We start from the raw sequence: 12,859 nt of genomic DNA, 5'->3' as shown, positions 1-12,859 counted from the left end.
CGGAGGCAGTCGACAGCCGTCATGCCTCCGGCTGCGTCTGAAACGCACCATGCCCGCCAAGCTTGCGGCTGACGATCCGGCTGAGCTTTCGGTGCAGTGGCGTGATCCGGTGCCTGATATGCATCGCCGCATAGACCGGCTGGCGCAGAACCGGCGCATCGGTCACCGCCATGACCTTGCCAGCGGCGATCATCTCCCGGGCGGTTGCCTCCAGCACATAGCCGGTGCCGCCCATTCCCATCAGAAGCGAAGTGACCGAGCCGCTTTGCCCGACAGAGATCGGTGAATTCACCAGGTCAGGCGTGACCTGGCGGTGCATTTCCTGAAAGGCGGGCGAGAAATGCGAAAAGATGAAGCGCTCCGGTCGCACCCCGGAAAGCGCAGTCACTTCGGTCGAGACCATGTGATAGCCAGCATCGCCAAGGCTTTCGAAATGCAGATCGGGGTGGGGTTTTGGTGAAAACATCACCGCGAAATCAAGGATCCCTGTGAGCAGATCCGCGCACATCTGATTGGAATAATCGGGCTCGATATGAAGCGCGATATCGGGGAATTGCCGCCGGATCCCGACAACCCATTCACCCAGATAAATCGCCGAGAGGTCATTCTGGATCCCGAGCCGCAGAAGATGCCCGGCGCCGGTCGGCACCTGGATATGGCGGCGCGCCTCGTTCCATTCATGGCGCAGCATCCGGGCATGGGGCTCAAACCGTTTGCCTTCGGTTGTCAGCATGGTGCCGGCGCGGGAACGGTCAAAGAGCCGCGCGCCGAGCGCAGTTTCCAGCACCTGGAGGCGGGCCGAAATGGTGGATTGCGTGACACCGAGACGCTCGGCCGTGCGGTGGAAGCTGCGGCTTTCGGCAAGATCGAGGAAGGTCTCGATAAGTTCGATTTGCATGGCTGCGTTCTTTCTGAAGCCGCCGGGGGCAGGCCCCGGACCCCCGGACTATTGCCGCTATGAGGATGGCCAGGTGAGCGGTTCTGATCGGATAGGCCGATCAATAGCCACCTCTGCGCCGAATTGAAAGGGGCGGGAAGCTGGCGGATATTGGCGGCAATCAGGGAGAATAAAATGACGGAACTGGCCAGCGCGCGGGTCGCGATCATCGGGGGGGGCGTGGTGGGCGTCTCGGCCCTTTACCACCTTGCGAAAGCAGGCTGGAAAGATGTGATCCTGCTGGAGAAAAACGAGCTGACCGCCGGCTCGACATGGCATGCGGCGGGGAATGTGCCGACATTTTCCGCCTCCTGGTCGATCATGAATATGCAGCGCTATTCGGCGGGGCTTTATCGCGGGCTTGGCGATGAGGTCGGCTATCCGATGAATTACCATGTCACCGGATCTGTCCGGCTGGGGCACAGCGAGGAGCGGCTGCTGGAATTTAAGCGTGTCGCCGGCATGGGGCGCTACCAGGGTATGGATCTGGAAGTGCTGGGGCCGGATGAGATCCGGGGGCGCTATCCTTTCCTTGAGACCCATGATCTGACCGGGGCGCTTTATGATCCCTATGACGGCGATATTGATCCGGCGCAGATGACCCAGGCGCTGGCCACAGGGGCGCGCCAGATGGGGGCGCGCATCGAGCGGTTCTGCCCCGTGACAGCGGCGAAATGGACCGGCTCTGAATGGGTGCTTTCGACGCCGAAGGGCGAGGTGCGGGCGGAATATGTCGTCAATGCCGCAGGCTACTATGCGGCCGAGGTCGGCAGGCTCTTCAATCGCCGGGTGCCGATGATGGTGATGAGCCATCAGTATCTCTTGTTCGACACCATCCCGGAGCTGGAGGCCTGGTCGAAAGAAAGCGGCGCCAAGCTGCCGCTTCTGCGCGATGTCGATTCGAGCTATTACCTGCGTCAGGAGAAGATGGGCTTCAACCTCGGCCCTTATGAGAATCCCTGCCGTGCGCATTGGGCGACACCCGATGACCCGATGCCAGAGGATTTCAGCTTTCAGCTCTTCCCCGATGATCTGGAGCGGCTGGAATGGCATATTGCTGACGCGATGGCCCGGGTGCCGCTGCTGGAGAAGGCGGCGCTGCAAAAGGTCATCAACGGGCCGATCCCCTACACGCCGGATGGCAATCCGCTGATCGGGCCGATGCCTGGTGTGCCGAATGCCTTTGAAGCCTGTGTCTTCACCTTTGGCATCTGCCAGGGTGGCGGGGCCGGCAAGGTGCTGGCCGAATGGATCACCGAGGGCGCGACCGAATGGGATATGTGGTCCTGCGATCCGCGCCGGTTTACCGGGTTTGAGGATCACGATTATTGCGTCGCCAAGGGCAAGGAAGTCTATGGCAACGAATATGCAATGCATTTCCCGCATCATGCCTGGGGAGAGGGGCGCGGCAAAAAGCTGTCGCCGGTGCATGACCGGGTGGCCGCACTCGGCGCGCAATTCGGGCCCTTTAATGGCTGGGAGCGCGCGCTCTGGTATGCGCGGCCCGGCGATGACGTCTCTGAGGCGGCGCAGCGCACCTGGAAACGCGAAGGGCCGTGGTTCGGGGCGGTGAAGGCCGAATGTGATGCGGTGCGCGACGCCTGCGGTATCCTCGATCTGCCGGGCTTCTCACGTTACTGGCTGTCGGGTGAGGGGGCGGCGGCCTGGTTGCTGGCGCAGACCACCGGCAAGTTGCCATCGGTCGGGCGGCTGGGCCTGGCCTATTTCGCCGATGACAAGGGCCGGATCGTCACAGAAATGTCGGTCGCCCGCTTTGCGGAAGATGAGATCCTGCTGATCACCGCGGCAACGGCGCAGTCGCATGACCGGGCCTGGCTGGAACGGCATCTTGCGCAAGGGCTGACGCTGACCGAGGTCACCAATGACTGGTCCTGCCAGATCCTGACCGGGCCGCAGGCGCGGGCGGTGCTGGAGGCGGCGGGGGCGGAAGCCGATCTTGCGAAGGGCTGGCTCTCGCATCAGACCGGGCGGATTGCCGGGCGCGAGGTCTGGCTGGCGCGGGTGAGTTTTGCCGGTGAGCTTGGCTGGGAGATCCATTCCCGCCTGGCCGATACGCCCGTGATCTGGGATGCGATCCTGGCGGCAGGCGCGCCTTTGGGGCTGAAACCCTTCGGGATGTTTGCGCTGAATTCGCTGCGGATCGAGAAAGGCTATCGTGGCTGGAAGGGCGATCTTTCGACTGATTACAGTGTCTTGCAGGGCGGTCTTGAGCGATTTGTCGATTGGGGCAAAACCGATTTCCGCGGTCGCGCAGCCCTGGAGGCCGAAAAGCAGGCCGGTGTTGCGAAGCGCTTTGCGACCCTGGTGATCGAGGCAGGTGCCTTCGATCCGCCCTATATGTCAACGATCTGGAAAGGCGATCAGGTCGTGGGCGAGCTGACCTCGGGCTATTTCGGGCATCGGGTTGGAAAATGCATTGGTCTCGGGATGTTGCGGGCTGATCTGAATGTGCCGGGTGAGGCGCTGGAGGTTGAGATCTTCGGCGAGCGCTTTGCTGCGGTGGTGCAGGCGGATGAGCCGCTCTGGGATGCGAAGAACGCGCGGATCCGCGCCTGACCTGAATGCGGGACCGGGGCGCTGCCCCATGCCACCGGATCGCTTGAACCGGTGGCGCTGATCCGGGGCATGCCCGGGATATTTACAGACAGATGAAAGGGTAACATCGTGGTCGATGTTCCGAAAACGGCGCGGGCAGTGGTGATCGGGGGCGGCATTTCTGGCTGTTCGGTGGCCTATCACCTCGCGAAAGCGGGCTGGACGGATGTGGTGTTGCTGGAGCGTCGCAAGCTGACCTCGGGCACCACCTGGCACGCGGCGGGCCTGATCGGGCAACTGCGCGCCAATCAGAATATGACGCGCCTCGCGAAATATTCGGCGGATCTTTACGCCAGGCTCGAAGAAGAGACCGGCGTTGCGACGGGCCTGAAACGGGTCGGCTCGATGACCGTAGCGCTGACCGAAGACCGGCTGCAGGAGATCTTGCGCCAGGCGACGGTGGCGCGGATCTTCGGTGTGGATGTGACCGAGATTTCTCCATCTGAAATCAAGGCGATGTATCCGCATCTTAATACCGGTGGCGTGATCGGCGGCGTGCATCTGCCGGGCGATGGCCAATGTGATCCGGCCAATATCGCGATGGCACTGGCCAAAGGCGCGCGGATGCGCGGCGCGAAGATTGTCGAGGGCGTCAAGGTCACTGGTGTGACAGAGGGGCCGGCTGCGGGCGGCAAGCGCCAGGTCACGGGCGTCGATTATGAGGGGCCGGAGGGCCCGGGCCATATCGCGGCAGATGTGGTGATCAATTGCGGCGGCATGTGGGGGCGTGACCTTGCGGCGCAGTCGGGGGTCACGCTGCCGCTGCATGCCTGCGAGCATTTCTATCTGCTGACCGAGCCGGTGGCGGGCCTCACCGATATGCCGGTTCTGCGGGTGCCGGATGAATGCGCCTATTACAAGACCGATGCCGGCAAGATGATGGTCGGCGCCTTCGAGCCGGTGGCGAAACCCTGGGGAATGGCGGGGATCCGCGAAGACTTCGAGTTTGATACGCTCCCCGAAGACTGGGATCATTTCGCGCCCATTCTGGAGGATGCGGCGAACCGGATGCCGATGTTCCAGACCGCCGGCATCCACACTTTCTTTAATGGTCCTGAAAGCTTTACCCCCGATGATCGCTATTACCTTGGCCCTGCGCCGGAGCTGGGCGGCTATTGGGTGGCGGCAGGCTATAATTCGGTGGGGATCGTGTCTTCGGGCGGCGCAGGCATGGCGCTGGCGGAATGGATCACGACCGGAGAGGCTCCGTTCGATCTCTGGGATGTGGATATTCGCCGGGCACAGCCGTTCCAGAAGAACCGCCGCTATCTGAAGGATCGGGTGACCGAGACCCTGGGGCTGCTTTATGCCGATCACTATCCCTACCGCCAGGTGGTCACCGCGCGGGGCGTGCGGCGCACGCCTTTGCATGAGCATCTGAAGGCGCGCGGTGCGGTCTTTGGCGAAGTTGCGGGCTGGGAGCGGGCGAACTGGTTCGCGAAGGAGGGTCAGGAACGGGAATACCGCTACGCCTGGGGGCGGCAGAACTGGTTTGAGAACCAGAAGGCCGAGCATATGGCGGTGCGCGAGAATGTCGGCCTGTTCGATATGTCGTCTTTCGGCAAGATCCGGGTCGAGGGGCGCGATGCGGTGACCTTCCTGAACCGCGTTTGTGCGGGGCAGATGGATGTGGCGGCGGGTCGTATCGTCTATACCCAGATGCTGAACCAGAAGGGCGGCATCGAGAGCGATCTGACCGTGACGCGGCTGTCGGAGCGCGCATTCATGCTGGTGGTGCCGGGGGCCACTTTGCAGCGGGATCTGGCCTGGCTGCGCCGCCATCTCGGCGATGAATTCGTGGTGATCACCGATGTGACCGCAGCGGAATCGGTGCTCTGCTTGATGGGGCCAAAATCGCGTGACCTGATGCAAAAAATCAGTCCGAATGATTTCTCGAACGCGGCGCATCCTTTCGCGACCATGCGCGAGATCGAGGTCGGCTACGGGCTCGCCCGGGCGCATCGGGTGACCTATGTCGGCGAGCTCGGCTGGGAGCTTTATGTGTCAAGCGACCAGACCGCGCATGTCTTTGAGGCGCTTGAGGCCGCGGGGGCGGATCTGGGGCTTAAGCTTTGCGGGCTGCATGCGCTGGATTCCTGTCGGATCGAAAAGGGCTACCGCCACTGGGGCCATGACATCACCGATGAGGATCACGTGCTGGAGGCCGGGCTTGGCTTTGCCGTGCGCACCAAAAAGCCGGAGTTCATCGGGCGTGACGCGGTGCTGCGGGTCGAAGCCGAAGGCGTGGCGCGGCGGATGGTGCAGTTCAGGCTGGAGGATCCGATGGTGTCCCTGTTCCATAATGAGGCGATCGTGCGCGACGGCGAGATTGTCGGCCCGGTGACATCGGCAAATTACGGTCATGCTTTGGGCGGTGCGATCGGCATGGGCTATGTGCCCTGCAAGGGGCAGAGCGAGGCGGATGTGCTGGGCTCGGCCTATGAGATCGAGGTGGCGGGGGTGCGGCATAAGGCCGTCGCGAGCCTTGCGCCGATGTATGACCCGAAATCGGAGCGTATTCGTATGTGACGGGCCGGGACGGGGGGCTTTCTGCCCCCCGAACCCCCCGAGGATATTTAAGGACAGATGAATGAAGCTGGCGGCGCGGCATCAGGTTTTTGCGGATCTTCACCATTCGGGCTGTTTTGTGATTCCCAATCCCTGGGACCGGGGATCGGCGCGGATGATGGCGGCTTTGGGCGCACAGGCGCTGGCGACGTCGTCGGCGGCGCATGCCTTCACGCTCGGGCGGCCGGATATGGGGGGCGTCAGCCGGGATGAGGCGCTGGCCCATGCGGCGGATCTGATCTCTGCCACCGATCTGCCGGTTTCGGGCGATTTCGAGAACGGTTTCGGCGATGCGCCGGAGGAGGTGGCCAGGACCGTGCGGCTGGCCGCAGAGGTCGGGCTTTCGGGGATTTCGGTTGAGGATACCCGGATGGTTGCGGGCAGCCCGGCTTATGAGTTCGGGCTTGCAGTGGAGCGGGTGAGGGCAGGGGTTGCCGCAACCCGCGCCCTTGGCCGGCCTTTCGTGTTCTGCGCGCGCGCCGACGGGGTGATGAACGGGGCCTATGATCTGGCAGAGGGGATCCGCCGTTTGCAGGCCTTTGAGATGGCCGGCGCGGATCTTTTATATCTGCCGGTGCCACCGGGGCGGGCAGAACTTGCGCAGGTTCTGGCTGCGGTGACTGCGCCGGTCAATGCGCTGGCGGCGGGACCGTTGAAGGCGATGACAGTGGCAGAGCTTGCCGCCATGGGGGTTCGGCGGATCTCGACCGGCAGCCAGATCGCGCGGCTGACCCATGCCGCGATCCGCGACGCAATGGCCGCGATGCTGGGTGAGGGAAGCTTTGCGCCGCTCAGCGCTACCGCCTCGGCGGATGAGATCGATGGCCTGTTGTTGCAGGGAGCTGCGCAGGCGTGAGATTGGAGCCGCGCCGACCGATGGCTCGGGGCAGGCCTGTTGCTGCACCTATATCAGTTCACGCAGTGGGCTCAGAAGCATGGATCATGAAGGGGGGGGGCGATTGGCTCGGATGCCGGTCGCCGTCTGAGGCAGGCGGGTATACCGGCGGAACGCGTGTCGGCACGGGCAGCGCATGTGGCAGAGGATATGCGCCCGATCAGGCCTGGGATGAACCGGGGGCAAAACAGGCCTCTGACGGATGCCGGGCTGGAGATGGTCCACCAGTCCGCGCCTGAGGTTATCGGCCTGTCAGATGCGCCGGAGTCGCGCGCCGAAATCCTGACCGGGGCCGGGGTGATCCCGGGTAGTGACTGGCGCATCCGTTTCTCGCGCGCGCTGTTCGGCGCTACGCTGGCAGGGGCGGCGCGCAACTTCACTCTTCTGGCACGCGATGCGAAACATGACCTGCTGCTCTCGGGGAGCAATGTGTACTTCGGTACGGCTGCTGCTGCGGTGGATGTCGTCGCTTCTGTGACGCCGGATTACCCCGATTCCACCGCACACCTACCTTTCTGATGCGGCGCGGCCGAAGGGGAACATCGACAATATCCTGGCCGAGCTTTCCGGGCTGAACATGTATGATGAAACGGTGGGGATGCAGGCCTTCCCTCTGGGCATTTGTCTCCTAAACCTGGTGTCGGGCGATGACACTCCGGAGCGGGTCATGCGGCTTGAGAACAGCATTGATATGACTCCGGACAGCAACTCGATTAAGGTGATGAAAGAGGTCTGGATGGGCGGGCCATGGCATTATCTGGGCCCCGCTCAGACATTGCGGCTGATACAGGCCGAAAATGTCTGTCCGAAAACCGGCAACCGGATATGCGTGAAGGAATGGACCGAGCTTGGCAGGCCGGTGCTGCTCGACCGGGGGATGGCGAGCACGAACGACATTCTTGCCAAAGCCGGTTGCCGGATAGATCCGCAGAGCGACACCCCCTGGGGGCGCGGGTCAAATTGGTGTGCCGCTGAGCTTGCGCGTTGGGGTAATCCACCGCAATCTGCGCCAAAAGGCGGCGCTGCCAGGGCACCGCCGTTGCAATGACAGGAGGATGATATGGCGATCTCAAAGCATCTGGGGCAATTCTACATCAGTGGCGGCTGGGTCGATCCGCTGCCCGGGGGCACGAAAGCCGGGGTCGAAAACCCGGCGACCGAGGAAATCGTCGGGGATATCGCGCTTGGCACCGAGGCGGATGCGGATCGGGCGATTCTGGCGGCGCGGGCGGCTTTTGACGACTGGACTGTGGTGCCGGTGGAAGAGCGCATCGCGCTCGTGAAGAAAATCCTCGAGGTCTATAATTCCCGCTATGAGGACTTTGCCCAGGCGATGTCGACCGAGATGGGCGCGCCGATCGAATGGGCGCGCGGCGCGCAGGCCTGGGCGGGGCAGGTTCATATCGAATCGACCATCAAAGCCGCCGAAGAGATGGTCTGGGAATATATGCGCGGCGATACCCGCATCGTGATGGAGGGGATCGGCGTCTGCGCCCTGATCACGCCCTGGAACTGGCCGATGAACCAGATTGCCTGCAAGGTGGCACCGGCGCTGATCGCAGGCTGCACCATGGTGCTGAAACCCTCGGAAATCGCGCCGCTTTCGGGGCTTTTGTTCGCGGAGGTCTGCCATGAGGCCGGGGTACCGGCGGGGGTCTTCAACCTGGTGAATGGCGTGGGGCCGGTCGTGGGCGCGCGGATGTCGTCGCATCCCGAGGTGGATATGGTGAGCTTCACCGGATCGACCCGGGCGGGCACCGCGATTGCCGCCGCTGCCGCGCCGACGGTCAAACGTGTCGCACAGGAACTGGGCGGCAAAAGTCCGAATATCATCCTGCCTTCGGCCGATATTCATGAGGCGGTGAAGGCGGGTGTGGCGGGCTGTTTCGCCAATACCGGGCAAAGCTGCGATGCACCGACGCGGATGTTCGTGCCGCGCGCCGCGACAGCAGCTGCCTATGCCGCCGCGAAAGAGGCCGCTGATGAAGTGGTGATCGGGGCGACGACCGATGCCGCGACCACGATGGGGCCGCTGATCTCGAAACTGCAATTTGACAAGGTTCAGGGCATGATCCAGGCCGGCATTGACGAGGGCGCGACGCTGATCAGCGGAGGCACCGGCCGGCCCCAGGGCGTCAATCGCGGCTGGTATGTACAGCCGACCATCTTCGGCGATGTCACCAATGAGATGACCATCTCGCGCGAGGAAATCTTCGGGCCGGTGCTGGCGATCCTGCCCTATGACAGCATCGACGATGCGGTCCGGATGGCGAATGACACGCCCTATGGCCTTGCCGCCTATATCGCCGGCCCCGTTGAAGAGGCCAAACCGATTGCCCGGCGGTTGCGGGCCGGGACGGTGAACCTCAACTACCCGGACTGGGACACCTTCGCGCCCTTTGGGGGCTATAAGCAATCCGGCAACGGGCGCGAATATGCCGATTGGGGCATCCATGATTTCTGTGAAATCAAGGGCGTGGTCGGCTGGGGCGCCTGAACGAGGCGTCGCGCCTGCCCCCGGACGCAACTCTTCCGGGGGCGCATAGCAGATGTGCAGCGGAGAGCCCTTGAATGTCCCGGGGCAGAGGCGTTGACTGTGGACTGGCGGGGGGCGTTTCCCCCGCCTTTTCAACATCCGGAGGAGCGGCCATGCGCTATGGCTATGTTGGTCTGGGCAATCTCGGCGGTCACCTGGCGGCAAGCCTGCTCAGGGCTGGGTTCGATGTCACGGTCTGGGACCGCGATCCGGCAGCCGTTGACCGGCTTTGCGGCAAAGGCGGCGACCGTGTCGGCTCGCTGGAGGACCTCGCACAACAGGTTGACCATGTTTTCACCTGTCTGCCCTCGCCCCAGGCTTCGGAAACCGTGCTGGCGCAGATGCTGCCTTTCATGAAACCCGGATCGAGCTGGATCGAGAATTCGACGCTCGGGCGCGATGATGTGCTGCGGCTTGCGGGGCTTGCGCGCAGTGCGGGCGTTCGGATGATGGAGGCGCCGGTGACCGGTGGTGTCCATCTGGCGGCGAAAGGCGAGATCACCGTCCTCGCCGGGGGGGACCGTGATCTTTACGATCTGCATTTCCCGGCGCTTGAGGTGATCGGCGGCAAGATTTTCCATATGGGGCCGCTTGGCACTGCGGCGGTGATCAAGGTGATCACCAATATGCTGGCCTTCATCCATCTCGTCGCCGATGGCGAGGCATTGATGCTCGCGAAACGCGGCGGGCTTGACCTGAAAACCGCCTGGGAGGCGATTGCGGCCTCATCGGGCAGCTCTTTCGTGCATGAGACCGAGGGCCAGCTGATCCTGAATGGCAGTTACGATGTCGGTTTCTCGATGGATCTGGCGCTGAAGGATCTGGGTTTCGCCATCGGATTTGGCCGCGAATTCGGGGTGCCGCTGGACCTGGCCTCGCAGGTCAACCAGACCTTCCTGCGCGGGCGCGCGGCCTTTGGCGGGCAGGCGCAATCGACCCAGATCGTGAAACTGCTCGAGGAACTGCTTGCCACGGATTTGCGCGCCGAAGGTTTTCCGGACCGGCTGGAATGAGCGGGCGGCAAAGCCGGCATTTGCCAGAGCCCAATCCGGTGCTAGACATGGCATTGTCGGGCCGATAGAAGGCTGGCATCGTAACGTTAGCGCTAACGGTCCTGCGAAGCCGTGATGGCAACCGCACCGGACCGTGATCAATAAAGACAGGGATTCCATGGCTTCGCGCGTCATTCCGGTCGAGATTTTCGATCTTGTGATCTTCGGTGGTACGGGTGACCTTGCCCGCAGGAAGATCCTTCCTGGCCTTTACCTGCGCTGGCTGGCGGGGCAGATCCTGCCCGAGGCCCGCGTGATCGGTGCCGCGCGCGCCGATCTGACCGAGGCAGAGTTTCGAGATTTCGTAGCAGGTGCCATTGCCGAATTCGTCCCAGAGGCGAAACGCGACGAGGCGGCGATCAGGGGGTTTCTGGACCGGCTTGGCTATGTCGCGATCGATGCGACGGGCGAACGCGGCTGGAAGGATCTCAAGGCGCTGATCCGCCCCGATGTGGTTCAGGCCTTCTATTTCTCGGTGGCGCCCTCGCTCTTTGGCGCGATTGCCGAACGTCTGACCAGCAACGATATTGCCGGCCCCGATGCGCGGATCGTGGTGGAAAAACCCTTTGGCCGTGATCTCGCCTCGGCCAAAGCGCTGAACGCCGCGCTGGCCCGGCATTTCGAGGAACGCCAGATCTACCGGATCGATCATTACCTCGGCAAGGAAACCGTGCAGAATCTGATGGCGGTGCGCTTTGCCAATATCCTGTTCGAACCCCTGTGGAAGTCGGAATATGTCGACCATGTGCAGATCACGGTGGCGGAAACCGTCAGCGTGGACGGGCGCGGCGCCTATTACGACACATCCGGCGCGATGCGCGATATGGTGCAAAACCATATCATGCAGCTTCTGTGCCTGATCGCGATGGAGCCGCCTTATCATTTCGACCCCGATGCTGTCCGCGATGAAAAGCTCAAGGTGATCCGGGCGCTTGATCCCGTGCTGCCCGAAGATATCGTGCGCGGCCAGTATCTCGCCGGTGGCGGCGAGGCGGGCTATCTGGAACATGCGGAAAACCCGGCAAGCCGCACCGAAAGCTATATCGCGCTTAAGGTGAATATCTCGAACTGGCGCTGGAAGGGCACGCCCTTTTACCTGCGCACCGGCAAGCGCCTGCGGGCGCGCGAAAGTGAGATTGCCATCACCTTCAAAGAGCCGCCGCATTCGATCTTCGACGATCACGCCGGCTGGCGCGACAATGTGCTGGTGATCCGGCTGCAGCCCGATGAGGGAATGAACCTCAAGGTGATGATCAAAGAGCCGGGGCCGGGTGGTATGCGCCTGACCCAGGTGCCGTTAGACATGTCTTTCGCCGAGGCGCTGAAAGACAGCCTGGAAGACGTGCCTGACGCCTATGAACGGCTGATCATGGATGTGATCCGCGGCAATCAGACCCTCTTCATGCGCGGCGATGAGGTCGAGGCAGCCTGGGCCTGGACCGACCCGATCATCCAGGACTGGGAGGCGCGCGGTGACCGGCCCCAGACCTATGATCCCGGCACCTCTGGTCCGGAGGATGCGCTGATGCTGATGCATCGGGACGGGCGGCGCTGGCGGGGGATGGGGGCATGAATTTCAACACCTACCCCGACCGCGATTTCCTGCATCTGCAACTCGCGGACCGCATTGCCTCGCAGCTGGGGGAATTCATCCGGCGCGACGGCCGCGCGACCTTTTCGGTGCCGGGCGGCACCACACCGGGGCCGGTCTTTGACATCCTCTCGGGCGTCGATCTCGACTGGGGGCTGATCTCGGTCGTGCTGAATGACGAACGCTGGGTGCCGGAGCATTCCGACCGCTCGAATACAAGGCTCCTGCGCGAGCGCCTGCTGCAGGGCCGCGCCGCCAGGGCGAAACTGATCCCGCTTTACACCGCGACCGACACGCCGGAAGAGGGTATCCCCGCGCTGGAGGCCGGCCTCGCGCCGGCATTGCCGATCTCGGTGCTGCTTCTGGGCATGGGGGGCGATATGCATACCGCATCTCTCTTCCCCGGTGCCGACCGTCTGGCAGAGGCTCTGGCCCCGGATGCGCCCTTGCTGATGCCGATGCGCTCGGATGCGGCGGTAGAACCCCGCGTGACCCTGACCGCGCCGGTCCTGCGCGCAGCCATGCATATCCATGTGCTGATCACCGGCGCGGCAAAGCGGGACGCGATTGAAAAGGCGGCAGGACTGCCCGCAACCGAGGCGCCGATCCGCGCCGTCCTGGATCACGCCGAAGTGCATTGGGCCGAATGACGCAAAAGACCGGA

10 protein-coding genes are annotated in these 12,859 nt (G+C 63.2%); 9 read left to right on the top strand and 1 reads right to left on the bottom strand.

Annotation, left to right across the window (positions count from 1 at the left end):
* Window positions 1-19: 19 nt before the first annotated feature.
* Window positions 20-898 carry a LysR family transcriptional regulator gene (locus AC4FS3_RS15300; RefSeq protein WP_491021275.1) on the bottom strand — a complete coding sequence of 293 codons (879 nt, stop codon included), beginning with the start codon at window positions 896-898 and terminating at the stop codon, window positions 20-22.
* A 174-nt stretch (window positions 899-1,072) separates the two neighbouring features.
* Here AC4FS3_RS15300 and AC4FS3_RS15295 point away from each other — a divergent pair, with 174 nt between their 5' ends.
* The 9 genes from AC4FS3_RS15295 to pgl all read left to right on the top strand — a co-directional run bounded on the left by AC4FS3_RS15295 (window position 1,073) and on the right by pgl (window position 12,845).
* On the top strand, window positions 1,073-3,514 hold the full coding sequence (locus tag AC4FS3_RS15295) for a GcvT family protein (protein WP_491021274.1): 2,442 nt from the start codon (window positions 1,073-1,075) through the stop codon (window positions 3,512-3,514).
* 108 nt (window positions 3,515-3,622) lie between these two features.
* The gene (locus AC4FS3_RS15290) at window positions 3,623-6,082 is read left to right on the top strand and encodes a GcvT family protein (protein ID WP_491021273.1); all 2,460 of its coding nucleotides are present in this window, start codon (window positions 3,623-3,625) and stop codon (window positions 6,080-6,082) included.
* Between the two features lie 61 nt (window positions 6,083-6,143).
* Window positions 6,144-6,977 (top strand): isocitrate lyase/PEP mutase family protein, encoded by an 834-nt coding sequence (locus AC4FS3_RS15285; RefSeq protein ID WP_491021272.1) that lies wholly within the window; start codon window positions 6,144-6,146, stop codon window positions 6,975-6,977.
* Window positions 6,978-7,133: 156 nt separating this feature from the next.
* Complete coding sequence (locus AC4FS3_RS15280; protein ID WP_491021271.1) at window positions 7,134-7,535, top strand: trimethylamine methyltransferase family protein; 402 nt, start codon at window positions 7,134-7,136, stop codon at window positions 7,533-7,535.
* Between the two features lie 148 nt (window positions 7,536-7,683).
* Window positions 7,684-8,064 carry a hypothetical protein gene (locus AC4FS3_RS15275; RefSeq protein WP_491021270.1) on the top strand — a complete coding sequence of 127 codons (381 nt, stop codon included), beginning with the start codon at window positions 7,684-7,686 and terminating at the stop codon, window positions 8,062-8,064.
* 12 nt (window positions 8,065-8,076) lie between these two features.
* Entirely contained in the window at window positions 8,077-9,513 is a 1,437-nt protein-coding gene (locus tag AC4FS3_RS15270) for an aldehyde dehydrogenase family protein (protein ID WP_491021269.1), read from the top strand.
* A gap of 152 nt (window positions 9,514-9,665) precedes the next feature.
* Window positions 9,666-10,565 (top strand): NAD(P)-dependent oxidoreductase, encoded by a 900-nt coding sequence (locus tag AC4FS3_RS15265; RefSeq protein WP_283177694.1) that lies wholly within the window; start codon window positions 9,666-9,668, stop codon window positions 10,563-10,565.
* Between the two features lie 157 nt (window positions 10,566-10,722).
* Entirely contained in the window at window positions 10,723-12,177 is a 1,455-nt protein-coding gene (gene zwf / locus AC4FS3_RS15260) for a glucose-6-phosphate dehydrogenase (protein WP_491021268.1), read from the top strand.
* Complete coding sequence (gene pgl / locus AC4FS3_RS15255; protein ID WP_491021267.1) at window positions 12,174-12,845, top strand: 6-phosphogluconolactonase; 672 nt, start codon at window positions 12,174-12,176, stop codon at window positions 12,843-12,845. Before zwf ends, pgl begins: the two co-directional genes overlap by 4 nt.
* Window positions 12,846-12,859 lie beyond the last annotated feature (14 nt).

The sequence above is a fragment of the Pseudogemmobacter sp. TB195 genome (genome assembly GCF_058313095.1).
This window is presented reverse-complemented; position numbering and strand designations above follow the sequence as displayed.

Bases quoted from the DNA above. Each gene is read 5' to 3' on its own strand.
- AC4FS3_RS15285 (WP_491021272.1), top strand. From the start codon at position 6,144: ATGAAGCTGGCGGCGCGGCATCAGGTTTTTGCGGATCTTCACCATTCG.
- AC4FS3_RS15300 (WP_491021275.1), bottom strand. From the start codon at position 898: ATGCAAATCGAACTTATCGAGACCTTCCTCGATCTTGCCGAAAGCCGC.
- AC4FS3_RS15265 (WP_283177694.1), top strand. From the start codon at position 9,666: ATGCGCTATGGCTATGTTGGTCTGGGCAATCTCGGCGGTCACCTGGCG.
- AC4FS3_RS15295 (WP_491021274.1), top strand. From the start codon at position 1,073: ATGACGGAACTGGCCAGCGCGCGGGTCGCGATCATCGGGGGGGGCGTG.
- AC4FS3_RS15270 (WP_491021269.1), top strand. From the start codon at position 8,077: ATGGCGATCTCAAAGCATCTGGGGCAATTCTACATCAGTGGCGGCTGG.
- zwf (WP_491021268.1), top strand. From the start codon at position 10,723: ATGGCTTCGCGCGTCATTCCGGTCGAGATTTTCGATCTTGTGATCTTC.
- pgl (WP_491021267.1), top strand. From the start codon at position 12,174: ATGAATTTCAACACCTACCCCGACCGCGATTTCCTGCATCTGCAACTC.
- AC4FS3_RS15275 (WP_491021270.1), top strand. From the start codon at position 7,684: ATGCGGCTTGAGAACAGCATTGATATGACTCCGGACAGCAACTCGATT.